24 protein-coding genes and 1 tRNA gene are annotated in these 25,695 nt (G+C 69.8%); 7 read left to right on the forward strand and 18 right to left on the reverse strand.

What is annotated here, in order from left to right; translation table 11 throughout:
• Nucleotides 1–37: 37 nt before the first annotated feature.
• Nucleotides 38–1,897 carry a flavin-containing monooxygenase gene (locus tag FVO59_RS00205; RefSeq protein ID WP_182253591.1) on the forward strand — a complete coding sequence of 620 codons (1,860 nt, stop codon included), beginning with the start codon at nt 38–40 and terminating at the stop codon, nt 1,895–1,897.
• Between the two features lie 77 nt (nt 1,898–1,974).
• Here FVO59_RS00205 and metE read toward each other — a convergent pair whose 3' ends face one another.
• Both metE and FVO59_RS00215 read right to left on the reverse strand, forming a co-directional pair.
• Nucleotides 1,975–4,287 (reverse strand): 5-methyltetrahydropteroyltriglutamate--homocysteine S-methyltransferase, encoded by a 2,313-nt coding sequence (gene metE / locus FVO59_RS00210; protein WP_182253592.1) that lies wholly within the window; start codon nt 4,285–4,287, stop codon nt 1,975–1,977.
• The gene (locus FVO59_RS00215) at nt 4,284–5,234 is read right to left on the reverse strand and encodes a methylenetetrahydrofolate reductase (protein WP_182253593.1); all 951 of its coding nucleotides are present in this window, start codon (nt 5,232–5,234) and stop codon (nt 4,284–4,286) included. The genes metE and FVO59_RS00215 overlap by 4 nt, the downstream gene beginning before the upstream one ends.
• Nucleotides 5,235–5,351: 117 nt before the next feature.
• Here FVO59_RS00215 and FVO59_RS00220 point away from each other — a divergent pair, with 117 nt between their 5' ends.
• Complete coding sequence (locus FVO59_RS00220) at nt 5,352–7,205, forward strand: prolyl oligopeptidase family serine peptidase (RefSeq protein ID WP_182253594.1); 1,854 nt, start codon at nt 5,352–5,354, stop codon at nt 7,203–7,205.
• A 3-nt stretch (nt 7,206–7,208) separates the two neighbouring features.
• On the opposite strand, the gene smpB is transcribed toward FVO59_RS00220, so the two are convergent.
• From smpB to ftsE, 3 genes are read right to left on the reverse strand one after another with little or no spacing between them, the layout of a single operon-like run.
• The gene (smpB, locus tag FVO59_RS00225; protein ID WP_182253595.1) at nt 7,209–7,685 is read right to left on the reverse strand and encodes an SsrA-binding protein SmpB; all 477 of its coding nucleotides are present in this window, start codon (nt 7,683–7,685) and stop codon (nt 7,209–7,211) included.
• 40 nt (nt 7,686–7,725) lie between these two features.
• Nucleotides 7,726–8,640, reverse strand: coding sequence for a permease-like cell division protein FtsX (ftsX, locus tag FVO59_RS00230; RefSeq protein WP_182253596.1), 915 nt, complete (start codon nt 8,638–8,640; stop codon nt 7,726–7,728).
• Nucleotides 8,637–9,671 (reverse strand): cell division ATP-binding protein FtsE, encoded by a 1,035-nt coding sequence (gene ftsE / locus FVO59_RS00235; RefSeq protein WP_182253597.1) that lies wholly within the window; start codon nt 9,669–9,671, stop codon nt 8,637–8,639. The genes ftsX and ftsE overlap by 4 nt, the downstream gene beginning before the upstream one ends.
• A 158-nt stretch (nt 9,672–9,829) precedes the next feature.
• On the opposite strand from ftsE, the gene FVO59_RS16290 reads away from it, so the two are divergent.
• The gene (locus FVO59_RS16290) at nt 9,830–10,936 is read left to right on the forward strand and encodes a DUF2510 domain-containing protein (protein WP_259363321.1); all 1,107 of its coding nucleotides are present in this window, start codon (nt 9,830–9,832) and stop codon (nt 10,934–10,936) included.
• Between the two features lie 69 nt (nt 10,937–11,005).
• Here the strand turns inward: FVO59_RS16290 and prfB are convergent, their stop codons facing one another.
• Nucleotides 11,006–12,115, reverse strand: a complete 1,110-nt coding sequence (gene prfB, locus FVO59_RS00245; RefSeq protein WP_182253598.1) for a peptide chain release factor 2 — start codon at nt 12,113–12,115, stop codon at nt 11,006–11,008.
• 180 nt (nt 12,116–12,295) lie between these two features.
• Here prfB and FVO59_RS00250 point away from each other — a divergent pair, with 180 nt between their 5' ends.
• On the forward strand, nt 12,296–13,519 hold the full coding sequence (locus tag FVO59_RS00250) for an MFS transporter (protein WP_182256375.1): 1,224 nt from the start codon (nt 12,296–12,298) through the stop codon (nt 13,517–13,519).
• A 13-nt stretch (nt 13,520–13,532) separates the two neighbouring features.
• On the opposite strand, the gene FVO59_RS00255 is transcribed toward FVO59_RS00250, so the two are convergent.
• Genes FVO59_RS00255 through FVO59_RS00285 form a run of 7 tightly spaced genes read right to left on the reverse strand, consistent with a single transcriptional unit; the run spans nt 13,533 to nt 17,964 of the window.
• Nucleotides 13,533–13,967, reverse strand: coding sequence for a pilus assembly protein TadG-related protein (locus tag FVO59_RS00255; protein ID WP_182253599.1), 435 nt, complete (start codon nt 13,965–13,967; stop codon nt 13,533–13,535).
• On the reverse strand, nt 13,964–14,437 hold the full coding sequence (locus tag FVO59_RS00260) for a TadE family protein (protein ID WP_182253600.1): 474 nt from the start codon (nt 14,435–14,437) through the stop codon (nt 13,964–13,966). Before FVO59_RS00260 ends, FVO59_RS00255 begins: the two co-directional genes overlap by 4 nt.
• Nucleotides 14,406–14,807, reverse strand: coding sequence for a TadE/TadG family type IV pilus assembly protein (locus tag FVO59_RS00265; protein WP_182253601.1), 402 nt, complete (start codon nt 14,805–14,807; stop codon nt 14,406–14,408). The genes FVO59_RS00260 and FVO59_RS00265 overlap by 32 nt, the downstream gene beginning before the upstream one ends.
• 12 nt (nt 14,808–14,819) lie before the next feature.
• Nucleotides 14,820–15,005, reverse strand: a complete 186-nt coding sequence (locus FVO59_RS00270; protein WP_182253602.1) for a hypothetical protein — start codon at nt 15,003–15,005, stop codon at nt 14,820–14,822.
• Nucleotides 15,006–15,032: 27 nt separating this feature from the next.
• Nucleotides 15,033–15,971 carry a type II secretion system F family protein gene (locus FVO59_RS00275; protein WP_182253603.1) on the reverse strand — a complete coding sequence of 313 codons (939 nt, stop codon included), beginning with the start codon at nt 15,969–15,971 and terminating at the stop codon, nt 15,033–15,035.
• Complete coding sequence (locus tag FVO59_RS00280; RefSeq protein WP_182253604.1) at nt 15,968–16,825, reverse strand: type II secretion system F family protein; 858 nt, start codon at nt 16,823–16,825, stop codon at nt 15,968–15,970. Before FVO59_RS00280 ends, FVO59_RS00275 begins: the two co-directional genes overlap by 4 nt.
• Entirely contained in the window at nt 16,822–17,964 is a 1,143-nt protein-coding gene (locus tag FVO59_RS00285) for a TadA family conjugal transfer-associated ATPase (RefSeq protein ID WP_182253605.1), read from the reverse strand. Before FVO59_RS00285 ends, FVO59_RS00280 begins: the two co-directional genes overlap by 4 nt.
• Before the next feature lie 121 nt (nt 17,965–18,085).
• On the opposite strand from FVO59_RS00285, the gene FVO59_RS00290 reads away from it, so the two are divergent.
• Together FVO59_RS00290 and FVO59_RS00295 are read left to right on the forward strand one after the other, a co-directional pair.
• A tRNA-Leu gene (locus FVO59_RS00290) sits at nt 18,086–18,167 on the forward strand.
• Nucleotides 18,168–18,225: 58 nt separating this feature from the next.
• On the forward strand, nt 18,226–18,990 hold the full coding sequence (locus tag FVO59_RS00295; protein WP_182253606.1) for a DedA family protein: 765 nt from the start codon (nt 18,226–18,228) through the stop codon (nt 18,988–18,990).
• 87 nt (nt 18,991–19,077) lie between these two features.
• On the opposite strand, the gene ku is transcribed toward FVO59_RS00295, so the two are convergent.
• Entirely contained in the window at nt 19,078–19,971 is an 894-nt protein-coding gene (gene ku / locus FVO59_RS00300; RefSeq protein WP_182253607.1) for a non-homologous end joining protein Ku, read from the reverse strand.
• 67 nt (nt 19,972–20,038) lie between these two features.
• Between ku and FVO59_RS00305 the strand changes: the two genes are divergently transcribed.
• The gene (locus tag FVO59_RS00305) at nt 20,039–22,462 is read left to right on the forward strand and encodes an ATP-dependent DNA ligase (RefSeq protein WP_182253608.1); all 2,424 of its coding nucleotides are present in this window, start codon (nt 20,039–20,041) and stop codon (nt 22,460–22,462) included.
• Nucleotides 22,463–22,482: 20 nt separating this feature from the next.
• On the opposite strand, the gene FVO59_RS00310 is transcribed toward FVO59_RS00305, so the two are convergent.
• The 4 genes from FVO59_RS00310 to murI form a co-directional block, all read right to left on the reverse strand.
• Complete coding sequence (locus FVO59_RS00310; protein WP_182253609.1) at nt 22,483–23,403, reverse strand: cation diffusion facilitator family transporter; 921 nt, start codon at nt 23,401–23,403, stop codon at nt 22,483–22,485.
• Nucleotides 23,404–23,492: 89 nt separating this feature from the next.
• Nucleotides 23,493–24,086, reverse strand: a complete 594-nt coding sequence (gene rdgB / locus FVO59_RS00315; RefSeq protein ID WP_182256377.1) for an RdgB/HAM1 family non-canonical purine NTP pyrophosphatase — start codon at nt 24,084–24,086, stop codon at nt 23,493–23,495.
• Nucleotides 24,086–24,823 carry a ribonuclease PH gene (rph, locus tag FVO59_RS00320; RefSeq protein ID WP_182253610.1) on the reverse strand — a complete coding sequence of 246 codons (738 nt, stop codon included), beginning with the start codon at nt 24,821–24,823 and terminating at the stop codon, nt 24,086–24,088. The genes rdgB and rph overlap by 1 nt, the downstream gene beginning before the upstream one ends.
• Nucleotides 24,824–24,864: 41 nt before the next feature.
• Complete coding sequence (gene murI / locus FVO59_RS00325; protein WP_182253611.1) at nt 24,865–25,692, reverse strand: glutamate racemase; 828 nt, start codon at nt 25,690–25,692, stop codon at nt 24,865–24,867.
• Nucleotides 25,693–25,695: the final 3 nt, after the last annotated feature.

The raw sequence follows: 25,695 nt of genomic DNA on the forward strand, positions 1-25,695 counted from the left end.
GCTTCCCCGACTGCGCGCGGAGGCGTGTGCTGGGGGCATGATCCAGACCGAAGAGCGGCCGGCGACGACGCCCGCCGCCACCACCGATCCCTCCGTCGCCCCTGCTCCGGCCCCCGACCCAGCCACAGCCTGGTTGGCCGCGTTCGAGGACGCGCTCACGGCGCGCGACGTCGCGCGGGCGTCCGGCCTGTTCGCCGCCACGAGCTTCTGGCGCGATCTCATCGCCTTCTCATGGAACATCACGACCGTCGAGAACCCGTCGGGAGTCGCCGACCTGCTCAGCGCGACCCTCGACGGCACCGGCCCGCACGCCTTCCGGCTGACCGAGCCGGCCGACACTGCTGATGGTGTCACCACCGCCTGGTTCGAGTTCGAGACGGCCGTCGGACGCGGACGCGGACTCGTCCGCGTCGTCGACGAAGCCGGCCCGAAGGCCTGGACGCTGCTCACCACGATGTACGAGCTGAAGGGACACGAGGAGCCTCTGCGCGAGCGACGGCCCAAAGGTGCGGAGCACGGTGCCGACCGCGAGCGCGTGACCTGGCTCGAGAAGCGCCACGCAGAGGAGGCGTCGCTCGGCGTCGACACCCAGCCCTACACGCTCGTGATCGGCGGCGGCCAGGGCGGGATCGCGCTCGGCGCGCGCCTGCGTCAGCTGGGCGTGCCCTCCCTGGTGGTCGACAGGCACCCGCGCCCAGGCGATCAGTGGCGCAGCCGGTACAAGTCGCTCTGCCTGCACGACCCGGTCTGGTACGACCACCTGCCCTACATCAAGTTCCCCGAGAACTGGCCCGTCTTCGCTCCGAAGGACAAGGTGGGCGACTGGCTCGAGTCGTACGTCAAGGTGATGGAGGTGCCGTACTGGTCGAGCACCACGGTCACCAGCGCCGCATTCGACGAGGGGTCGGGCACGTGGCGCGTCGATCTGATCCGAGAAGGGCAGGAGATGACGCTGCACCCCACGCAGCTCGTCTTCGCCACCGGCATGTCGGGCAAGGCGAACGTGCCGACGTTCCCCGGACAGGATGTCTTCCGCGGTGAGCAGCAGCACTCCTCCCAGCATCCGGGACCCGACGCCTGCGCGGGCAGGCGGGTGGTGGTGATCGGCAGCAACAACTCCGCCTTCGACATCTGCGGCGCTCTGTGGGAGCACGGGGCCGACGTCACGATGGTGCAGCGCTCGTCGACGCACATCGTCAAGAGCGACACCTTGATGGACATCGGCCTCGGCGACCTGTACTCGGAGCGCGCCCTCGCCGCGGGGGTGACCACTGAGAAGGCCGACCTCATCTTCGCCTCGCTGCCGTACCGGATCATGCACGAGTTCCAGATCCCGCTGTACGAGCGCATGAAGGAGCGCGACAGCGACTTCTACGACCGGCTCACCGCCGCCGGCTTCGATCTCGACTGGGGCGACGACGGGTCAGGCCTGTTCCTCAAGTACCTGCGCCGCGGCTCCGGCTACTACATCGACGTCGGCGCGGCCGAGCTCGTGGCCGACGGCGAGGTGAAGCTCGCCAAGGGCGATGTCGACCATCTCACCGAGGACGCGGTGGTGCTGAAGGACGGCACGGTGCTGCCGGCGGACCTCGTCGTCTACGCGACCGGCTATGGCTCGATGAACGGCTGGGTGGCCGATCTGATCAGTCCCGAGGTGGCCGACGCGGTCGGCAAGTGCTGGGGGCTGGGCTCGGACACCACCAAGGACCCCGGCCCGTGGGAGGGCGAGCAGCGCAACATGTGGAAGCCGACCAGGCAGCCGAACCTCTGGTTCCACGGCGGCAATCTGCACCAGTCGCGGCACTACTCGCTGTACCTCGCTCTGCAGCTCAAGGCGCGGCACGCGGGCATCCCGACGCCCGTGTACGCCCTCGCCGACGTGCATCACACCCGCTGAGCATCACCGGGATGACCGAAGTGCTCCCCGACCGCTGAGCGGACGGGGAGCCCTCCGGCATCCCGGATCAGATCGGATCAGGCCGGGACGACGACGTCCTCGCGGACACGACGCGTGGCCTCGACGATGTTGCGCAGCGACTGCACCGTCTCCTCGTAGGCACGGGTCTTCAGTCCGCAGTCCGGGTTCACCCACAGCTGACTCAGGGGCAACTCGTCGACGGCGCGGCGCAGCAGCGACTCGATCTCCTCCACGCTGGGCACGCGCGGCGAGTGGATGTCGTAGACGCCGGGGCCGACACCGTGGTCGAACCCGAAGCGGGCGATGTCTGCGACGACCTCCATGCGGCTGCGAGCCGCCTCGATCGAGGTCACATCGGCATCCAGGGCGCGGATCGCATCGATCACCACACCGAACTCCGAATAGCAGAGATGCGTGTGGATCTGAGTGCCGGCGGCGGCGCCGCCGGTGGCGAGACGGAAGGAGCGCACAGACCAGTCGAGGTAATCGGCCTGGTCGGCCGCCTTCAGCGGAAGCAGCTCGCGCAGCGCAGGCTCATCGACCTGGATGATCGCGATACCCGCGGCCTCGAGGTCGGTGATCTCGTCGCGCAGCGCGAGCGCGACCTGGTTGGCCGTCTCGCCGAGCGGCTGGTCGTCGCGCACGAACGACCAGGCGAGGATCGTGACCGGGCCGGTGAGCATGCCCTTGACCGGCTTGACGCTCAGCGACTGGGCGTACGCCGCCCACGACACCGTGATCTGCGCCGGGCGCGACACGTCTCCCCAGAGGATCGACGGGCGCGTGGCGCGCGAGCCGTAGGACTGCACCCATCCGTGCTGGGTCACGGCGAAGCCGTCGAGGTGCTCGGCGAAGTACTGCACCATGTCGTTGCGCTCGGGCTCCCCGTGCACGAGCACGTCGAGGCCGAGGTCCTCCTGAAGGGCGACGACCTGGTCGATCTCGCGACGCAGGAAGTCGTCGTAGTCGTCCTCAGGAAGTTCGCCGCGCAGGAACCGGGCACGGGCTCGACGGATGTCTCCGGTCTGCGGGAAGGAGCCGATGGTGGTCAGCGGCAGGGCGGGCAGTTTCAGCGCCTGCTGCGCGCTCTCACGCTCCTCGTACGGAACGCGCGAGAACTCCGCCTCGGCGAACGCGTGCTCGCGCACGGCTCCATCGCGCACACCAGGGGCCTCGCGGCGGTCGGCGAGGGCGGCGGATGCCGCATCGAGGGCCTCGGCGATGGCATCGCGGCCCTCGGCCAGTCCCTGCGCGAGGGTGACCACCTGGCCGACCTTCTGATCGGCGAAGGCGAGCCACGAGACCAGGCGGGGGTCGAGTGCGGTCTCGTCGTCGACGTCGTGCGGCACGTGCAGCAACGAGGTGGAGGTGGATGCCGAGACGGCACCCGCGCCGAGCGCGCGGAGCGCCTCGAGCTTCGTGAAGGCGGCGTCGAGGTCGCCCCGCCAGATGTTGTGGCCGTCGATCACGCCGCCGACGAGCGTCTTGCCCCCGAGCGCCGGGAGTGCGGCGGGCACGTCGCCGCGGGCGAGGTCGATGCCGATCGCCTCGATGGGAGCTGCGGCGAGCACCTCGAGCGTCGAGCCGAGCGCGGCGTACGGGGCTGCGACGAAGATCTGCGGACGCTCGCTCGCACCGCCCAGCACCGCCAGGGCGCGGGCGGAGGCAGCGGCGAGCGCGGCGGTGTCGGCGGGAAGCGACTCGCTGACCAGCGCGGGCTCGTCGAGCTGCACCCACTGGGCGCCCGCGGCCCTCAGCTTCGCGAGCAGCGCGGCGTACACAGGCAGCACGTCGTCGAGTCGGCTGAGCGGGTCAAAGCCCTCGGGTGCGTCGTCCGACGCCTTCGCGAGAGCGAGCAGGGTGACGGGGCCCACGATCACCGGACGGGTGATGTATCCGGCCGACGCCGCTTCGGCGACCTGTGCGACGAGATGCTCGCTGGCGAGCGAGAACGTCGTCTCGGGGCCGATCTCGGGAACGAGGTAGTGGTAGTTCGAGTCGAACCACTTGGTCATCTCGAGCGGCGCTCGCTCACCCTCGCCGCGGGCGACGGTGAAGTAGGCGCCGAGCCCGATCGTCCCGTCTTCGTCGCGCAGGTCGTCGAAGCGGGCGGGGATCGCGCCGACGGTGACGGCGGCGTCGAGCACCTGGTCGTAGAACGAGAACGACTCGGGGATCGACGAGTCATCGCGTCCCAGGCCCAGTCCTGCCAGACGTGCGCGCGTCGTCGCCCGCAGCTCGGCGGCGGTGCGCTCCAGCTCGGCCTGGTCGGAGCGGCCGGCCCAGAAGGACTCGACCGCCTTCTTCAGCTCGCGACGGCGGCCGATGCGCGGGTAGCCGAGGATCGTCCCTGCGGGGAAAGCGGTCATGAGGTTCCTTTCGATGCTGCGGAGAGCTGGCGCTCGGGGATGATCCCGGCGGATTGGAGGACATCGAGCACGGTCTCGTGCTGGTTGAACGCATACAGGTGCACTCCGGGTGCACCGCCGTCGACGACCGCGCGGATGAGATCGGATGCCCATCGGATGCCGATCTGGCGGCGTCCCTCGGTGGTCGGTTCGATCTCCAGATCGATGGCGAGCTCGCCGGGAAGGTCCTCGCCGGTCAGCTCGAGCACGCGGGTGAGCCTCGCGGGCGAGGTGATAGGCATGATGCCGGGCAGGATGGGGATCGTCACACCGGCCCGCCGAGCGCGCTCGACGAATGCGAGGTAGTGGTCGGCGTGGAAGAAAAGCTGGGTGATGGCGACGGTGGCGCCGGCCGCCTGCTTCGCGAGCAGGGCGTCGACGTGCTGGCTGCTGTAGGCCGAGCGGGGGTGTCCGTTCGGGAAGGCGGCGACGGCGATGTTCACCTTGCGGCGCGGAGCGACGCGCACGGCACCGGGGTTGCCGCGCACCGGCGACTCCTCGTACGGAGCGCGCTCGGCCTGCACGCGATCGATCAGCTGCACGAGCTGCGCCGAGCTCTCGAGGTCGCCGAGGAACACATCGTCCTCGTCCTGCCCCGCCGGCGGGTCGCCGCGCAGTGCCAGGAAGCTGAGCACGCCGGCATCGAGGAACTCCCGGATCAGTCGCGCAGCCCCGGCATAGGTGTTGCCCACACACGTGAGGTGGGCGAGCGGTTCGGTGTCGGTGTGGGCGCGGATGTAGCGCAGCACCTCGAGCGAGCGTCCTCCCGTGGATCCGCCGGCGCCGTAGGTCACCGAGATGAATTCGGGTCCGACCTCGGCGAGACGGTCGATGGTGTCGTGCAGCGCGCGGGCGCTCTCCGCCGTGCGAGGCGGGTACAGCTCGAAGGAGAAGGGGGTGGTGCTCACGGCGTTCTCCTTCGTTGCTCGGGGGCGAGGGTGTCCTCAGACGGTAGGACAGCCGCTCGGCGCGGCGCACACTGTGTGACGCCGTGTGTCGACCGTCGCTCTGGCTAGGCTCGGAGCATGACCGCACCGCACGGCTCGTGGCCCTCCCCGTTCACCGCGCAGATGATCGCGCAGGCATCTCCCCGCATCGACGGGGCGCGCTTCGTCGGCGATGAGATCTGGTGGGGTGAGTCGGTTCCCGCCGAGGGCGGCAGGGTGACGGTGCGCAGCTCGAGCGGCGCGGAGGTGCTTCCCCTGCCGTGGAATGCGCGCTCGCGAGTCCACGAGTACGGCGGAGGCGCATGGACCGCCGGCGACGACGGCACGCTGTATTTCGTCAACGGCGCTGATCAGCGGGTGCACCGGATGCCGCGCGGGGGCGTCCCCGAGCCGCTGACTGAGGCGGGACCGGCGTTCGGCGGGCTCAGGCTGCAGCGCGGTCGCCTGCTCGCCGTGCGCGAGGACCTGCGACCCGAACAGCATCTGCGGGCGATCGTCGAGATCCCCCTCGACGGCTCGGCCGCTGACGACGAGTCCGCGGTGCGGACGCTCGTCTCGACGAGCGGGTTCGTCGCGCATCCCGCGCTCTCCCCCGACGGCGAGCGTCTCGCCTGGGTGCAGTGGAGCACCGTCCGGATGCCCTGGGAGCAGGCCCTTCTGCACGTCGCCCCTGTGGGCGGCGACGAGATCGAGTCCACGCGCACGCACGCCGCCCTTCAGCCTGAGTGGGTGAGCGACGACGAGCTGCTCCACCTCGACGATCCCTCGGGTCGCTGGAACCTGCGGCGGCTGCGTCTCGGCGAGACCTCGACCGGTTTCGCCGCTGCCGATGCCGACACCGGTGGCCCGCTCTGGGTGCTCGGCACCCGCTGGTATCAGCCCCTCGACGACGGCCGGGTCGTCGCCGTGCGCACGAACGGCGCTGACCAGATCGTGCAGATCTCGCCCGACGGCGAGAGCGTCGAGCTGCTCACCCTGCCGATCACGGCCGAGGCGAGCGTCGACGACGCCCGGGGCTCGAAGGTGCTCATCTCGGGCGCCGGGCGCACGGTCGGCGCGGGGCTGTGGTGCGTCGATCTCGATGACGGAACCATCACGACCGTGACGGGCGGCGCTGAGGCAGACGCCCGCTGGGTGCCACGCGCCAGGCCCGTGACCTTCGACGGCCCGCACGGGCCCGTGCACGCCTTCGACTACCCGCCCACGAACCCCGATGCGACTGCTCCGGATGGCGAGCTGCCGCCGTACATCGTCATGGTGCACGGCGGACCCACCGCACACGTGTCGGGTGCGGCATCCACCGCCTACGCCTACTGGACCAGCCGCGGCGTCGGCGTGCTCGATGTGAACTACGGCGGCTCGACGGGCTACGGACGCGCGTATCGCGAGCGACTCGACGGCCAGTGGGGCATCGTCGACGTCGACGACGTCATCGCCGCGGCCCGCGGCATGGCCGACGCCGGGCTCGCCGACCCTGCCCGCATCGCCATCCGCGGCGGCTCAGCCGGCGGATGGACGGTGCTCTGCGCTCTCGTCCGCGGCGGTGCCTTCAGCGCCGGCATCTCGCGGTACGGAGTCGCCGATCTTCGGATGCTGGCGGCTGAGACGCACGACTTCGAGGCGCACTACCTCGAGGGCCTGGTCGGGCCGCTGCCCGAGGCCGAGCGCGTGTACATCGAGAGGTCCCCGCTGTCGCACGCCGACCGGATCGATGTGCCGGTGCTGCTTCAGCAGGGGTCGGAGGACAGGGTCGTGCCGCCGTCGCAGTCGGAGGCCATCAGGGATGCGCTGGAGGCCCGAGGGGTGCCCCACGAGTACCTGCTGTTCGAGGGTGAGGGGCACGGGTTCCGCGCGGCCTCGTCGATCATCGCGTCGCTCGAGGCGGAACTGCGCTTCCTCGGCCGGACGTTCGGCTTCCCGGTCGCCCCGTAAGGGCTACTCCCCCACGCGATTGCGCAGCCGCATGGCGCGCTCGGCCTCGCGGGTGTCCTGGCGCTCGCGCAGGGTCTGGCGCTTGTCGTACTCCTTCTTGCCCTTCGCGAGGGCGATCTCGACCTTGGCGCGTCCGTCCGAGAAGTACAGCTTCAGCGGGATGAGCGTGTAGCCGCCGGCCGAGACGGCATGCTCGAGCTTGCGGATCTCCTCCTTGTGCAGCAGCAGCTTGCGGATGCGCTTGGCCGAGTGGTTGGTCCAGTGGCCCTGGGAGTACTCCGGGATGTGCACGGCGTCGAGGTACGCCTCGCCGCCCTTGACGTAGGCGTAGCCGTCGCTCAGGTTCGCTCGACCCTGGCGCAGCGACTTGACCTCGGTGCCGGTGAGCACGAGGCCTGCCTCGTACGACTTCTCGAGGTTGTAGTCGTGACGCGCGCGACGGTTGGTCGCGACGACCTTCTCCCCGCGTTCCCTGGGCATGTTCTTCTCCTGACGACAGACAGCCCCTCAGCCTACAGGCTCAGGTGCGCAGCCAGCGCCGGATCGCGAACCCGGCCGACAGGGCCGCCAGCACGATGCCGATGCCGATCAGCACAGGCACGACGAACGCGGCATCCTGCATGTCGACCAGAGGACGCATGAAGGGCACCCGTTCGGCCAGGTAGCCTTCGACGCCGAACTTGACGCCGGCGAGGACGGCGGCGCTGGCGAACACCGAGCCGAGGAACGCCGCGAAGACGCCCTCCAGCACGAACGGCGTCTGGATCGACCGGTTCGACGCGCCCACCAGGCGCATGATGCCGATCTCCTTCCGTCGCGCATACGCCGACAGCCGGATCGTCGTGGCGATGAGCAGCACGGCGGCGATGAGCATGAGCGCTGCGACGCCGACGGCGATGTAGGTCGCGACGGTGAGGGCGGAGAACAGCGGATCGAGCAGGCGGCGCTGATCCTGCACCTCGTCGACACCCGGCAGCCCTGAGAACGCCTCGGTGAGCACCCGGGACTGCTGCGGGTCCTTCATGGTCACGCGGAACGCCACGCCCATGTTCTCGACGCCGAACGCGTTCGCCTGCTCCTCGCCGAACCGCTCCACCCAGTTCTGGTAGGTGGTCTCCTTGTCGTCGAAGGCGACCTCGCTGATCAGGGGGCTGAGCGCAGGGCCGGCCAGGTCGTCCTCGACCTTCGTGATCTGGTCCTCCGTCGCCTCGTCCGCGGTGCAGTTCTCCGATGTCGACAGCGGCGAGCACATGTAGATGGTCACCTCGGCCTTCTCGCCCCAGTAGCCGCGCATCGTCTGGATCTGCGTCTGCATGAGGATGGCCGCGCCCACGAACGTCAGCGAGACGAAGGTGACCAGCACCACCGAGATGACCATGGAGATGTTGCGACGAAGGCCGATGAGGGCCTCGCCGACGATGAGTCCGAAGTTCATGAGGTCGGACCCACTTCCTCGTCGTCGTCACCCGAGAGGCCGAGACGGTCGGCCATGCCGAGCTCGGCGACCTCCACCTCCGGGATCACGATCGGGTTGGTCCGGGGACCGACCGTCGTCGCCGGCTCCTCGGGCGGCGTCGGCGCAGCGGGTGCGCCCTGGACGGGCTGAGCGGGCGGCCGCTGGGCATCCGGATCCGAGGGTGGCGCCACAGCGGGCGGCTGCTCGGCCGGCGGCGTCTCGATCACGCCCGTGATGCTCTCGCGCTGCACCTCCTGGACGGCGGTGAGCGCGGCGGCCGCGGCGGCGCCAGGCACGGCCTCCGGCGTGAGTCGGGGGATGCTCGAGGTGTCGCCGTACCCGCCGCCTGCCTCGTCGCGCACCATCTCGCCGCCCTTGAGCTCGATCACGCGCCGCTGCATCTGATCGACGAAGGCCGCCTCGTGCGTAGCCATCACGACCGTCGTGCCACCGGCGTTGATGCGGGTGAGCAGCTGCATGATGCCGACCGAGGTCGCAGGGTCGAGGTTTCCCGTGGGCTCGTCGGCGAGCAGCACCTTGGGACGGTTGACGATGGCGCGTGCGATCGCGACGCGCTGCTGCTCGCCTCCGGAGAGCTCGTGAGGCATCCGCTTGGCCTTGCCGTCGAGACCGACGAGCGCGAGCGCCTCCGGGACGGCCTGCTGGATGAACCCGCGCGACGATCCGATCACCTGCAGCGAGAACGCCACATTCTGCGCGACGGTCTTCGACGGGAGCAGACGGAAGTCCTGGAAGACCGAGCCGATGTGGCGGCGGAAGTACGGGACCTTGCGATTGGCGAGCGAGCGCAGATCGCGGCCGAGCACGGCGACCCGGCCGGTGGTGGGGACATCCTCGCGGAGGATGAGCCGCAGACAGGTCGACTTGCCCGAGCCGGAGGCCCCCACGAGGAAGACGAACTCGCCTGCCTCGACGTTGAAGTCGACTTCGGACAGTGCGGGGCGGGTGGTGCCGCGGTAGCGTTTGGTGACGTTCTCGAACCGGATCATGGCCCCTCGAGCCTATGCGCGGCTCCGTCCGCGATGCCGAGCGACACTCCCCCGTGGCTTTCCCGTCGAGAGCGACTGATATACACGTAGAGGCGCGGATGCGCCACGAGGGGTTGTCGCAGGCGTGCAGCCGGCGACGCAGACAGGAGGAGGGCGCCATGAGCGTTCCCGCAGGATGGTACGACGACGGATCCGGACGCCAGCGCTGGTGGGACGGCGAGCAGTGGACCGAGCACTACGCTCCCGAGACGCCTGACGCCCCGGAGGAGGGCGGCACGGTGCTCGCGGGCTCCGACGCGAACGCCGATGCGGCAGCGGATGCCCACGTCGCGCCCGCCTCCTACGAACCGCCCGTTGCCCCGGGTGCGCAGGACGCCGAGGACGCGCAGCCCACCCTCGCCTACCCGCCCGTGACACCGGAGGGGTATCCGCAGAGCGCCTACGGTCAGACGTCGAACGAGCAGGTTCCTGGCGGCCAGGTGCCATACGGTCAGGCTCCATACGGGCAGGCTCCATACGGGCAGGCACCGTACGGCCAGGCGCCCTACGGTCTGAGCGGTCAGGGCCAGCAGGGCTACCCGGGCGCAGCGGGATACGACCAGCAGAACCCGTACGCGGCCTCGGCGCAGTACGGCGGCGACGCCGGGTACGGCGCATACGCGGCACCCGCACCGGGTCCGCGCAAGACGCCCGTGCTGGGCTACATCGGGCTCGGTCTCGCCGTCGTGGGCGGCATCATCGCGTGCATCCCGAACTTCGTCACGTTCGGCATCGGCTCGTTCCTGCTGTTCGCCGCGTTCGTCGTGTCGATCATCGCGCTGTTCATCAAGAACACGGCGAAGTGGCCTGGCATCGTCGGGCTCATCCTGTCGGTCGTGATGGGCATCGTCGCGACCATCGTGCTGAGCGTGAGCTTCTTCGTCAGCTACGCCAACGACCCGTGGGACTCGTCGTACGACGGGTACTCGTCCGAAGAGCCGTGGGCCGAGGAGTCCGTCGAGCCGAGCGCGCCCGGCGATGCGAGCGGGGAGCGCCCGACCCCCGAGGAGCTCGCGACGGGTCTCGCCGAGATCGCAGGCACCTCCGAGGCCGGCGGCTACACCGACGACCTGCTCCTGTGCCTCGGCGAGGAGTTCTACGCCTCCGAGATGAGCGACGAGGCGCTGCAGACGGTCGCCGACGGCACCAGCGACTTCACGGATCCGGCGGATGCCCTCGAGTTCGCCTCGACGTTCGCCGACGCAGCGGGCGTCTGCGCCGGATGACCTCCGCGTGAGATGCAGAACGGGCCCGGGAGCATCGCTCCCGGGCCCGTTCTCATGTCGAGGTGAGGATCAGTCCTCTTCCTTGCGCTTGCGCCAGCGGATGCCCGCCGAGATGAAGTCGTCGAGGTCGCCGTCGAAGACACTCGCCGGGTTCCCCGACTCATGGCCGGTGCGCAGGTCCTTGACGAGCTGCTGGCCGTAGAGGAAGTACGAGCGCATCTGGTCGCCCCAGCTGGCCGTGATGTTGCCTGCGAGTTCTTTCTTCTTCGCAGCCTCCTCCTCCTTCTGCAGCAGCAGGAGGCGGGTCTGCAGGACGCGCATGGCGGCGGCGCGGTTCTGGATCTGCGACTTCTCGTTCTGCATCGACACGACGATGCCCGTGGGCAGGTGGGTGATGCGCACGGCCGAGTCGGTCGTGTTCACCGACTGGCCACCGGGGCCCGACGAACGGAACACGTCGACGCGGATGTCGTTCTCGGGGATCTCGACCTCGGTCGCCTCCTCCATCAGCGGGATGACCTCGACGGCGGCGAACGAGGTCTGTCGCTTGTCGGCCGAGCCGAACGGGCTGATGCGAGCCAGGCGGTGCGTGCCTGCCTCGACCGAGAGCGTCCCGAAGGCGTAAGGCGCGGTGACCTCGAACGTGGTCGACTTGATGCCCGCACCCTCCGCGTACGAGGTGTCGAGCACCTTCACGGGGTAGCCGTGCTGCTCGGCCCAGCGCAGGTACATGCGCATGAGCATCTCGGCGAAGTCGGTGGCGTCGTCTCCTCCAGCCCCGGAGCGGATCGTGATGATCGCGTTGCGCTCGTCGTACTCGCCGTCGAGCAGCGTCTGCACCTCGAGCTGGTTGATGGTCTGCGTGAGCGACTCGAGCTCGGCGCGCGCTTCGGCTGCGGAGTCGTCGTCCTGCATCTCGTTGGCGAGCTCGACGAGCACGTCGAGGTCATCGAGTCGGCGCTCGACCTCGGTGACGCGCTTGAGGTCGGCCTGCTTGTGGCTGAGAGCGCTGGTGACCTTCTGCGCCTTCTCGGGGTCGTCCCAGAGGTCGGGGGCGCCCGCTTCCTCGCTGAGTCGCGCGATGTCCTCGCGCAGGGAATCGACGTCGACGACCTCGCGGATGTCGCCGAAGGTGTGTCGCAGGGCCTGTATGTCGGCGGAGAGATCGAGTTCGAACATGGCAGTCCACCTTATCGCGCCGTGGCCCCGGTTCCCTGACCCCCGCATGCCCTGGTTCCGTGGCCCCGGCATGCCCTGGTTCCGTGGCCCCGGTATGTCCGTCCGCCGTCATGGCGCCGGCGGGCTAGCGTGAGCGTTGTGAGCGACAGTGCGGCGAAGGTCCTGAGGCGGTTCGGACCCATGGTCTACGCGCCGACGGTTCTCTTCTCGCTCGGCGAGGGTGCCGTCATCCCGCTCATCCCCGTCGTCGCGACCCGTCTCGGTGCCGATGTCTCGGTCGCCGCACTGGTGGCCTCGGCGATCGTGATCGGGCAGCTGTGCGGCAATCTCCCGGCAGGTGCGCTGGTGGCCAGGATCGGCGAGCGCTTCACGATGGTCGTCGCCGGCGGGCTGTCGATCGTCGCCGGCGTCGGGATGCTGCTCGCGGAGCACCTCGCCCTGTTCGCGCTCTCGGTGTTCGTGCTCGGCTTCTGCGCCGCTGCGTTCGGGCTCGCCAGGCATGCGTTCATGACCACGAGGGTCCCGCCGCGGTTCCGCGCGAGGGCCCTTTCTCTGCTCGGCGGCAGCTTCCGCTTCGGCGTGTTCGTCGGACCGTTCGTCGCGGCGGCGCTCATCCAGCTCACCGGATCGGAGCAGTCGACGATCTGGGCCCTGATCGTGTGCTGCGCGGCTATCGTGCCGCTGGTGCTTTTCGGCCCCGACCCCGAGAAGAGCAGCCCGGTGCTGCTGAAGCCCACCGGTGCCGCGGTCGCCGAGGACTCGGGCGAGGTGGTCACAGGATCCATCCCCACCCGCGATCGCTACGGGGTGCTCGAGACGATCCGGTACTACCGGGGCGTGCTCATGCGCCTGGGGATCGCTGCGGCCGCCCTGTCGGCGGTGCGCTCGGCCCGCCAGGTGATCGTTCCGCTGTGGGGTGTCTCGCTCGGGCTCGACGCCAGCACGATCGCGATCGTCGTCGGGGTCTCCGGCGCGATCGACTTCGCCCTTTTCTACGCGAGCGGACAGGTGATGGACCGCTTCGGCCGCATCTGGGCCGCGCTGCCGGCGATGCTGCTCATGGCCGCGGGCCTGATCGCGCTCTCGCTCACACACGATCTCGATCACGCGTCGATGTGGTTCGCGCTCATGGCCGCCGTGCTGGGGCTCGGCAACGGCCTCTCCAGTGGCATCCTGCTCACCTACGGCGCCGATCTCGCCCCTGAGACGGATCCGGCGACCTTCCTCGGCGCGTGGCGGACGCTGACGGATGCCGGGGGCGCGGCGGCTCCGGTGCTCGTGGCGTCGATCGTCGCGCTCGCCTCGCTGCCCCTCGCCACGGGGGTGATGGGCGCGGTGGCGCTGCTGGGCGCCGCCGGCTTCGCCGTATGGACGCCGCGTTTCCTGCCGCGCCACGACACCTGAGCGACGCGGCCGCTCAGCGCAGCGCCGTGCGGCTCGTCGCCGTCGCCTCGAGCGGCACCCCGGCGGGCACGAACGGCGAGAAGAGCGGCGGATGCCAGTCCGCGGCGACCGTGACGCTGGCGGAGACACCGTCGGGCGTGGTGGCCGACACCAGTGTGGCCTGCGCGTCGACGGCTTCCACCACGGCCGAGGCCTGATCGCGCACGCCGTCGTCGGTGAGCTCGGCACGGACGCCGTCACCCTCGGCCCGCAGCGTGAAGCCGTCTGATCCGGCGAGCGCCGCCGCGTCGGCGAGCGAGTCGAGGCGCTTCTGCGCGATGTACAGGTCGGTGGCGCACACGCAGACGAAGATCACGACGACCGCGAGCAGGAGATAGCCGAGGATCAGCGGCAGCACGCTGCCCTCATCGTCGCCGAGCGCCTCTCGGATCCGTTCGCCCACGCTCATCGGTCACCCCACAGCCTGGAGATCTTCTGCGCGGCCTGCGCCTCGACGGGGATGGCCGCCAACTCGTCCAGCCCGAAGATCGGCGGCATCAGCGGCAGGGCGACCTCCGTGCGCACCGTGACGATCACGGTCGCGCCCGCCGTCGGGCACTCATCCGCCCTCGGACGGCAGGTGATGGCGACGTCCACGGCGTCCGCATCCATGTTGTATTCGCGGATCACGCCGGCGAGCACGGCGTCTCCTCGTTCGGCGGCGGTGCGGGCATCCGGTGCCTGCCCGATCACCCTGGCGGTGTGACGGGCGGCGGCCTCTGCTCCGAGGGTCTGCTCCTGCACCGCGCCCAGCAGCAGCACCAGGTACACCAGCGGCACCAGCAGCAGGACGCCCGCGACGATGAACTCGAGAGCGGCGGAACCGGTCTCGTCGTCGAGGAGCGACCTACTCCTCTCCGAACGACTCGACGGGCGCACGTGCCTCCACCTCCAATCCGTAGGGCACACCGAGCAGCCCGAGCACGGGAAGCGTGGTGCGCACCCGCACGACCACGCTCGAGTGCCCCAGACTCGAGTCCTGCCCGATCCCGACGTCGCCGGCGTAGTCCGCGCCCACTGCCCGGGTGATCACGGCCTCGGTGCGCGCTGCGCCCTCGTCGAGCGTCGTGTCGGCGAGGGCGGCGTAGTGGGCTCCTTCGACCGCGGCGTCGTGCACGACGTTGCGCACGTACATCGCGAGGGCGATCTGCAGCACGGCCAGCGTGAGCGCTGTCAGGAGCGCCCCGACGAGCACGAACTCGACAGGGCTCGAGCCTCGCTCGTCGTCGAGCAGCGACCGACCGCGCATGGCGAGCACCGATCAGATGCCGGATACGCGTGAGATCGCCTGCTCGAACAGGTCGACGAGAGCGGGCCCGGCGACGGCCCAGATCACGACGACCAGCGCAGCGGTCATCAATGTGACCAGCACCCATCCGGGAACATCGCCCCGCTCGTCGGCGACGAGGTCGCGGCCTGTGGTCATCCATCTCTTGAGCGTCTTCATCTCTTTTCCCTCCGGATAGCGGTCGTGTCAGCCGAGGCCGAGTCGCAGGATGAACAGCCCCGGGTACACGGCGAAGAGCACCGAGAGCGGCAGGATCAGGAACACGAGAGGCAGGAGCATGAGGATCTCCTTCTGGCCCGCCTGTTCGATGAGCACCCGCTTCGCCTCATCGCGAGCGTCTGCGGCCTGGGAGTGCAGCACCGCGGCGAGCGGCGCGCCGTGCTCCAGCGCCGCGATGATCTGGTCGATGGCCCGGGACAGGCCGGGCAGCCGCAGCCGCGTGGCGGTCTCGCCGAGGGCATCGGCGAGCGGCGACCCGGTGTGCACGGCGAGCACGGCCTGCCGCAGCTCCTGGGTGAGCTCGCCCGTGCCGATCGCCGACACGCGCCGCAGAGCATCCAGCAGAGACTCCCCCGCAGAGAGGCAGAGCGCGAGGAACTCGAGCGAGGTGGGCAGCTCGTCGGCGAGGCGTGCACGGCGCGAACGCGCCCGGGCCGTGAGCTGCATGTCGTACGCGATGGCGGCGCCGGCCGCGAGGATGGCCGGCAGCAGGGCCGCGGGCGGAGTCATCCGGCCGGACACGGCGATGATCACCACGACGATCGCGCCCGCGAGCAGGCCGCCGACTCCCCATGCGAGCTGCCGGCCGCGGAAGGCCGCGGGGGTCTGGGCGAGGCCGGCCTGGGCAAGGCGCAGCCGCAGGGCGTCGCCGCCGCCGAGCATCCGGTCGAGCAGCTCGCGCAGCCGTTCCCACAGACGCCTGCCGTGCACCGGCATGACTCCGACGACGGGAAGGACGCCTGCGGGCAGCGCCTCGTCCGCGACGACGTCGCGCACGTAGGGAGCGATGCGTCGTTCGAGCGATGGAGCACCCCACCTGGGCAGTGCGGAGAGCACGCCCAGCAGTCCGAGCGCGAGCGTCCCGCCCAGCAGCACCGCGATCGCGACGTCCGTCAGCGCGCTCATCCGAACCACCGCTCAGGCTCCGGCAGTCTGCCGATCCGCAGCATGATGCGGAACGCGATCACCGAGACGACCGCACCGGCCAGGATGACGACCACCCCCTCGGGGCTGCCGTACGCGTCGCGCCCCTCCGGGCGCATCGCCAGCAGGCCGAGGATCACCCACGGCGCACCGGCCCCGAGAACCGCCGCGCCGCGGATCCACGACTGGCGCGCCTCCACCTCGCCGCGCAGCGCGGCATCGGCACGCACGGAGGACGACAGCGCACGCAGCACGCCGGTGAGCTCCGTGCCGCCCACCTGACGTGCCATGCGCAGAGTCTCGACGATGCGATCGGCGATCGGGTCTGCGAGGGTCGCCTTGAGCCGGTCGAGGCTCGATTCGAAGCGTCCGGTCTGCTGGAGGTCACGGGCGAACACGGCGAATGCCGGGCGCACGGCGGGCGGCGCGGAACCGGCGAGGCTCGCCGTGGCATCCGGAAGCGACAGCCCCACCCTGATCGCCGCCACGAGCAGATCGCAGACGTCCGGCCACATCTGCCGGCGCGCCTTGCGCAGCCGCAGGCGGCGACCGCGCAGGAACATCACCGGGGCGGCGGCACCGGCCAGCGCCGCGAGCAGCGCCAGAACCGGGATGCCGGTGAGCAGCCACGCGAGTGCGGCCACCGTCACGGCGATCCCGACCATGCACGCGACGACCGCGCGCACCGGCGTGCGGGCGTGCCCCGCCTCGTCGAGGAGCCGGCGCAGCCGGGTGCTGCGCACCACACGACGCGGCGTCTCTCGCGGGGGCCAGAGCCATGGCGATGCGCAGAGCAGAATGCCGGTGCCGAGCATCGCTCCGATGAGCAGCGTCATGCCTCCTCCCCCGCTCGGTAGACCGCGGTGCTGAGGATGCGGCCGTCGACGACCTCTCCGGTCGGGGCGATCACCTCGGCGACGCGCCGCGATCCGTCCGGCTCACGCCGGCAGTGCACGACGAACGAGATCGATGACGCCAGCGCGGGGGCGATGAACGCGCGGTCGATGTTGCGCCCGGCGAGCAGGGGAAGCAGGGCGAGCTTCTCGAGGGCCTCGGCCGCCGAATTGGAATGCACGGTTCCCGCCCCCGGCACGCCGGTGTTCAGCGCGAGCACCAGGTCGAGCGCCTCCGCGTCGCGCACCTCGCCGACGACGAGGCGGTCCGGCCGCATGCGCAGCGCCTCCTTCACGAGCCGCCGCAGCGTGATCTCGCCCGTGCCCTCGAGACTCGCCTGTCGTCCCTGCAGGGCCACGACATCCGGCCCGTCGACGGCGAGCTCGAAGGTCTCCTCGACGGTGATGATCCGCTGCTCGGCCGCGCACTCCGCGAGCAGGGCGCCGAGCAGTGTGGTCTTTCCCGCGTGCGTCGCACCCGAGACGATGATGCTGCGCCCCTCGTCCAGCGCGTCGAGCAGCAGATCGGCGACATGCCTCGGCACCGATCCCTGCGCGACCAGGGCGTCGAGCGAGCGATGCCGCTTCAGGAACTTGCGGATGTTCACCGCCCATGACCCGCGAACGACGTCGGCGATCGCCACATGCAGACGGGATCCGTCGGGAAGCGAGGCATCGACGAACGGCTGGCTGACGTCCACCCTCCGCCCGGTGGTCTGCAGCATCCGCTCGACCAGGTCGCGGATGAGGGCATCCGTCAGTTGCAGATCGACGCGATGCGATGCCCCACCCTTCGCCACGAAGACGCTGTCCGGTCCGTTCAGCCAGATCTCCTCGACGTCCGGATCGTCGAGGAGCGGCTGCAGGGCGCCGAAGCCCGAGACCGACGCCAGCACGTCGCGCACGAGAGCGGCCTCGTCATCGATCATCGCCTCACCGCGCTGCAGAGCGAGATCGTTGTGCCGCCGCACCTCGAGCTGAGCGATGCGCCGCGCCTCGTCGGGCCGGGCCCCCGGATCGGTGTTCTCGAGGCGCAGGCGCCGGCGCACGCTCTCTGCGACGGCGACGGCGGGATGGCTCACGCGGGCATCCTGACAGAGATCCGAAGACGGGCACGGAAGTTATCCACAGCCGGTCCTCGCACAAGGCGCTGGGCAGATCTACGGAAAACCCGACCGACCCGATCGCTAGACTCAAGAGCGCGCGGAAGTGGTGGAATTGGTAGACACGCAGGATTTAGGTTCCTGTGCCCCAGGGCGTGTGGGTTCAAGTCCCATCTTCCGCACAGCATCCCCCATGCACACCGCCGCAATCGAACGACGGGAACTCTCTTGCTTCACACCATGCTCCAGGCACCGACGGCGCTGATCCCATGGCTCGACCCGGCGAACATCATCGAGGGCGCCGGCTCCTGGGCCCTGGCGGTGGTCTGCTTCATCGTCTTCGCCGAGACCGGCCTGCTGGTCGGCTTCCTGCTGCCGGGCGACACCCTGCTGATCATCTCGGGTCTGCTCACCCACACGAATGACATCTTCGGCGTGAACATCTGGGTGGTCTCGCTGCTCATCGCCCTCGCGGCATTCGTCGGCGGCGAGGTCGGCTACCTGATCGGGCACAAGGGCGGTCCCGCCGTGTTCGAGCGCAAGGAGTCGGGTCTGTTCAGCGTGAAGAACGTCGAGCGCACCAATGCGTTCTTCGAGCGCTTCGGCGGGCTGACGATCATCCTCGCCCGCTTCGTGCCGATCGTGCGCACCTTCGCTCCCGTCGCGGCCGGCGTGGGTCACATGCCGTGGAAGCGATACTCGCTCTACAACCTCATCGGCGCGCTGCTGTGGGGCTTCGGGCTGACCATGGTCGGCTACCTCATCGCCTACATCCCCTGGATCCGAGACCTGGTCGTCGACTACATCGACCTGATCCTGCTCATCGCCGTCGGGGGCACCGCGATCGTGACCCTCTGGCACTACCTCGCCGAGCGGTACAAGGCGAAGAAGGCCGCCGCGCGAGGCGACGACGTCGTGACCGACCACGCCGAGGCGAAGGCCCTGCAGCTCGACCCCGAGGTCTTCGACCGCGCACCCGACCTCGACGGAGACGGCAAGCACTGACGGCCCGGCCGCGCTCTGAGCCGCAAGCGGTTCAGACGCAAGGGTCAGGCCGCCCGGGGTCGGGCCGCGCGAGTCGACTCGCCTGGATCAGCCTGCCTTCTTCTTCGCGGTCGTCTTCTTCCGCTTGGGCGCGGAGTCCTTCTCGTCCCCGTCGTCGGCGTCCGTCTCCGACGCCTTGCCGCCGCCCTTGCGTGCAGCCTTGGTGCGCTCGACGCTCGCGCGCAGGGCCTCCATCAGATCGATGACCTCGCCGCCCTTCTCCGCCTTGCCCTCGTCTCCGAAGGTCTCGGCCACGTCGAAGCCCTCGCCTGCCTCGATCTTCGCGTCGATCAGAGTGCGCAGCTCCTTCTGGTACTCGTCGACGAACTCCTCGGGGTCGAAGTCGCTCGAATAGCTCTCGACCAGCGCGGCCGACATCTCGAGCTCCTTCTTGCTGATCCTCACGTCCTCGTCCAGCGCGGGGAACGCCGCCTCGCGCACCTCGTCCGACCACAGAAGGGTCTGCAGCACGAGCACGTCGCCGCGCACACGCAGTGCAGCGAGCCGCGTCTTCTGCCGCAGCGTGAACCGCACCACCGCCGTGCGATCGGTCTGCTCGAGCGTCTTCCGCAGCAGCACGTACGCCTTCGGCGATTTCGAATCGGGCTCGAGGTAGTACGGCTTGTCGAGGGTGAGCAGGTCGATCTGCTCTGTCGGCACGAACTCCACCACATCGATCTCACGGCTCTTCTCGGCCGGGAGCGAGGCGAGGTCGTCCTTCGTGAGCACGACGGTCTGTCCGTCGTCGACATAGGCGCGGTCGATGTCGGAGTACGCGATGACCTTGCCGCACACCTCGCAGGTGCGCTGATAGCGGATCCGACCGCCGTCCTCGTCGTGCACCTGGTGCAGCGGCACGTCGTGGTCCTCGACGGCCGAGTACACCTTCACCGGGACGTTCACGAGTCCGAACGTCAGGGCGCCCTTCCAGATGCTTCTCATGCCCCTAGTGAACACCAGGCGCACCGCCTGCGGCGAGGGGCTTGCGGATGCCGGATAACCTGGCCACATGGCATCCGGCGAGCAGGTCGTGCAGATCGACGGCCGCCGCCTGCGCATCACCAACCTCGACAAGGTCGTGTATCCCGAGACCGGGACGACCAAGGGCGAGGTCATCGCGTACTACTCGCAGATCGCTCCGCTCATGCTGCCCCACATGCGCGGGCGGCCCGTGACCCGCAAGAGATGGGTCGACGGGGTCGGAACCGCGCAGGCCCCGGCCGAGAGCTTCTTCACCAAGCAGCTGGAAAGAGGCGCCCCTGACTGGATCAGGCGGATGCCCATCGAGCACTCCGACGGCCCGAAGGAATACCCGCTCGCCGACGACGTCGCGTCGCTGGTGTGGTTCGCGCAGATCGCCGCGCTCGAACTGCACGTGCCGCAGTGGCGGTTCACGCACTCCGGAGGACGCGGTCGGCCGGATCGCATGGTGCTCGACCTCGACCCCGGCCCCGGTGTCGGCCTCGCCCAGTGCGCAGAGGTCGCGCGGATCGCGCGGGGCATCCTCAGCGGCATGGGGCTGGAGCCGATGCCCGTCACCAGCGGCAGCAAGGGCATCCATCTCTACGCCCGGCTGCCGACGACCGACGACGGCACCGGCCTGCAGTCGAGCGACGAGGTCTCCGCCGTCGCGAAGGAGCTGGCGCGGCTGATCGAGGCCGACCACCCCGATCTCGCCACGCACGTCATGGCGAAGTCCGAGCGCGGCGGCAGGGTGTTCATCGACTGGAGCCAGAACAGCGCATCGAAGACGACCATCGCGCCGTACTCCCTGCGCGGCCGCTCGCGACCCTGGGTCGCCGCACCGCGCACGTGGGAGGAGCTGGACGATCCCGACCTCCGGCACCTCGAGTTCCACGATGTTCTCGAGAGGATGGAGGCCGGGCTCGACCCCCTCGCGTCGCTCGCGCCGGCCAGCACGGCGCTCACCTCGTACCTCGCGAAGCGCGATGCCGCCAAGACTCCCGAGCCCATGCCGCGGACGGCATATGCAGGCTCAGGCGGCGCACCGCGCTTCGTGATCCAAGAGCACCATGCGAGCAGGCTGCACTACGACCTGCGCATCGAGCGCGACGGCGTGCTGATCAGCTGGGCCGTGCCGAAGGGCGTGCCCGAGACGGCGGAGCGCAACCACCTCGCCGTGATGACCGAGCCGCACCCCATGGAGTACCTGACCTTCGAGGGCGAGATCCCGAGAGGCGAGTACGGCGCGGGCTCCATGACCGTGTGGGACACGGGAACCGTGGCGCTCGAGAAATGGCGGGACGACGAGGTGATCGGTACATTCACCGGCCAGTCAGGAGGGCGACTCGGGTCGGCCCGCCTCGCGCTCATCCGCACGAGCGGAGAGGGCGAGAAGTCGCAGTGGCTGCTGCACCGCATGATCCCCAAGCCCCATCGCGCGCCTTCCGCGGATGCACGACCTGAACGACGTCAGGTCCTCGACGCCTCGCCTGCGTCGTTCATCGCGCCGATGCTCTCCGAGTCGGGCACCCCGGGACTCGCGCGTGCATTCGGTGAGCCATGGGCCGAGATCAAATGGGACGGCATCCGTGCGATCGGCACCTGGGAGGCGATCGACGGCGCCGATGGTCGCTTCACCCTTCGTGCGAGAAGCGGCACCGACATCACCGCCCGATACCCCGAGCTGACCGCAGACGGCGCCCCGCACCTGCCTGCGTCCGAGGCGGTGGTCGACGGCGAGATCGTGGCCTTCGACGACGACGGACGGCCCAGCTTCGCACGACTGCAGAACCGCATGCATCTGACCAGGGGCCGCGAGATCGAACGCGAGGTGGTGCGCACCCCGATCGTCTACATGCTCTTCGACCTGCTGCGCCTCGACGGCCACGACCTCACCGACATGCCTCTGCGTCAGCGGCGCGAGCTTCTCGAGCAGCTGGCAGTCGGCCTCGGCGCCCCGGTGCAGGTGCCGCCGGTGTTCGACGACCTGGAGGCCGCGCTCGACGCGAGCCGCGAGTTCGGCCTCGAGGGCGTGGTCGCGAAGGACCCCGACTCCAGGTACCGCCCCGGTCGCCGTTCGGGATCGTGGCTGAAGCTCAAGCAGACGCACGCTCAGGAGGTCGTGATCGTCGGGATCAGGCCCGGCCAGGGCAGCCGCCGCAGCGGCATCGGATCGCTGCTGCTCGCCGTCCCGTCCGGCGACGGAGAGCTGCGCTACGTCGGTCGGGTGGGCACCGGGTTCACCGATCGGATGCTGCGCGAGCTGGCTGCGCAGCTCGAGCCGCTCAGAGTGCTGAAGCCGGCACTCGAGGTCCCTTCCCCCGATGCGTCGGATGCCCTGTGGGTGCGTCCCGAGCTTGTCGGCGAGGTCGAGTTCGCGAACTGGTCGCCCGGCGGCATCCTGCGGCATTCCCGCTGGCGCGGGCTGCGCCCCGACAAGTCCCCCGACGAGGTGCGCGTCGAGAGCTGACGACGCGGGCCGAGTTCGGCTCAGGCGTGCGCCGCCTCGCAGTCGTCGTGGTCGGCGGGCTCGAGCTGGAAGGTCGAGTGCTCGACGTCGAAGTGGTGCGCAAGGCATCCCTGCAGCTCCTGAAGCAGCTGCGACGAGCCGCCGGCCGCCAGCACCGCCGGGTCGACGGCGACGTGCGCGGTGAAAACGGGAGCGCCACGGGTCAGCTGCCAGACGTGCACGTCGTGCACGTCGACGACCCCGTCGTACTCCTTCAGGTGCTCTCTGATCTGCGCGGCGGACATGCCCTTCGGGGCGGATTCCGCGAGCACCGAGAAGACCTCGCGCAGCAGCGATACCGCGCGCGGCAGGATGAGCACGGCGATCAGCAGCGAGGCGATCGCATCGGCAGGCATCCACCCCGTGGTGACGATGACGACCGCCGCGACGATGACCATCGCGGAACCGATCAGATCGCCCATCACCTCGAGGTAGGCGCCTCGCACGTTGATGCTGGTCTTCTGCGCGCGGCTGAGCACCCACATCGCGATCGCGTTGGCGATCATGCCGATGACCGCGACCGTGAGCATGAGAGGACCCGCCACCTCGATCTCGCCCGGATCGATGAGCCGCTGGATGCCCTGCACCGCGACCACGACCATCAGCACGATGAGGATGATCGCGTTGATCAGGGCCCCGAACACCTCTGCGCGCTGGTAGCCGAAGGTGCGCCGGTCGTCTGCGGGGCGCGCTGCCACCGCAGTGGCGATCAGGGCGATGACGAGAGCAGACGAGTCGGTGAACATGTGCGCGGCATCGGCGAGCAGCGCCAGTGATCCCGAGAGGATCGCGCCGATCACCTGCACCACCATGACGGTGGCCGTGAGGGTCAGCGAGATCGCCAGCAGGCGCCGGTGGCCGGCGTCGCGGATCCCTCCTGGGGCGGGTGCGTGGTCGTGCATGACTCCAGGCTAGGCCGGGTCATCACGGCCGAGGGCCCTTTTCGCCTACTCGGGAACGGTAACGCTTCTCAATTGCGCGAGGCCCGGCGCTACAGAGCCGCGAGCAGCGGAATCAGCGCCTGGAAGGCCCGAGCGCGATGCGACATGGACTGCTTCTCGGCGTCGGTGAACTCGCCCACCGAGCGCTCCGACGTCGGGTCCTGCCCGTCGGGGATGAAGATGGGGTCGTATCCGAACCCGCCGGCGCCGGATGCCCGATGCGCCAGACGCCCCGGCCAGATGCCCTCGACGGTGCGCTCGGTGCCGTCGGCGGCGACCAGCGCGATGGTCGAGTGGAACTGCGCTGTGCGATGCGGGTCGGCGACGTCGCGGAGCTGGTCGAGCAGCAGCTCGAGGTTGGCCGTGGCGTCCTTCTTCTGCCCAGCCCAGTACGCCGAGAACACACCCGGAGATCCGCCGAGCACGTCGACGCAGATGCCCGAGTCGTCGGCGAGCGCCGGCATGCCCGTGTGCGCGAACGCGGCGCGCGCCTTGATCAGCGCGTTCTGCGCGAAGGTCACGCCGTCCTCGACCGGCTCGGGCCCGTCGTATCCGATGACCTCGAGGTCTGGCCGAGTGGCCGCGACGATCTGCTGGAACTCCGCGACCTTATGCGGGTTGTGCGTGGCGAGGACGACGCGCATCACTCGGCCGCCAGTGCCGCGAGCTGGTGCTCCTTCAGCGACGCGCAGCCGGCGACACCGAGTTCGAGCAGGGCATCCAGCTCCCGCTTGTCGAAGGGCGCGCCCTCGGCGGTGCCCTGCACCTCGACGAACAGCCCGCGCCCGGTCACGACGACGTTCATGTCGGTCTCTGCGCGCACGTCCTCGACGTACGCGAGGTCGAGCATCGGCTCGCCGTCGATGATGCCCACCGACACGGCGGCGACGGTGTCGAGCAGAGGCTTCGAGTTCTTGCCGATGAACTTCTTCTCACGCCCCCACTCGATGGCGTCCGCGAGGGCGACGTATGCGCCGGTGATGGCGGCGGTGCGGGTGCCGCCGTCGGCCTGCAGCACGTCGCAGTCGATGACGATGGTGTTCTCGCCGAGCGCCTTGGTGTCGACCACCGCGCGCAGCGCGCGGCCGATGAGGCGCGAGATCTCGTGGGTGCGGCCGCCGATCTTCCCCTTGACGCTCTCACGGTCGTTGCGCGAGTTGGTGGCGCGCGGAAGCATCGCGTACTCGGCGGTGACCCACCCCTTGCCCTTGCCCATCAGCCAGCGCGGCACTCCGTTGGTGAACGACGCGGTGCACAGCACCTTGGTGCCGCCGAAGCTGATCAGCGCCGAGCCCTCGGCGTGCGCGGACCAGCCGCGTTCGATCGTGATCTCGCGGAGCTGGTCGGTGCTGCGGCCGTCGGCGCGGACGATGTCTGACATGGGGTCCTCTCGGATGCGGTTGGGCTGGGGCGCAGCCGGATTCAGGGCTGCAGGTACGGCAGGTCGATCACGCCCGTCTGCACGAGCTGCACGTCTCGCACCTCGTGACCCATCAGGCGGTTGGCGAGTGCGGTGAAGTCCTCTGCGGAGGCGCCGGTCGCCTCGTACACGTAGCTGCCGACCGCGCCATGCGAGGCGAGCTGGTCGTGCTTGACGAGCTGACGGTAGACGTCGGCCGCGGTCTCGTCGTCGCTCGAGACGAGCGAGACGCCCTGCCCCATCACGTAGCTGATCGCGCCGCGCAGGAAGGGGTAGTGGGTGCACCCGAGAACGAGGGTGTCGACCTCGGCCTCGCGCAGCGGCGCGAGGTATTCCTCGGCCACGGCCAGCACCTCCGGCGTGCCCGTTATGCCGGCCTCGACGAACTCCACGAAACGCGGGCACGCCGCGGTGAACACCCGCAGGCGCTCGTTCACCTCGAGCATGTCCTGATAGGCGCGTGATCCGATGGTGCCGACCGTGCCGATCACACCCACGCGCCCGTTGCGCGTCGTCGAGACCGCGCGGCGCACAGCCGGCCCGATCACCTCGACGACGGGGACGTCGTACCGTTCGCGTGCGTCGCGCAGCACGGCGGCGGATGCCGTGTTGCAGGCGATCACGAGCATCTTGACGCCCTGGTCGACGAGCGTGTCGAGCACCTCGATGCTGTACCGTCTGACGTCGGCGATCGGCTTCGGCCCGTACGGCGAGTGCGCGGTGTCGCCGACGTACACCAGCGACTCCTGCGGCAGCTGCGCCCGGATCGCGCGCGCCACGGTGAGTCCGCCCACACCGGAGTCGAAGATGCCGATGGGCGCGTCGTTCATGAT

Origin of the sequence: Microbacterium esteraromaticum (genome assembly GCF_014084045.1) — a bacterium.
GTDB lineage: Bacteria > Actinomycetota > Actinomycetes > Actinomycetales > Microbacteriaceae > Microbacterium > Microbacterium esteraromaticum_D.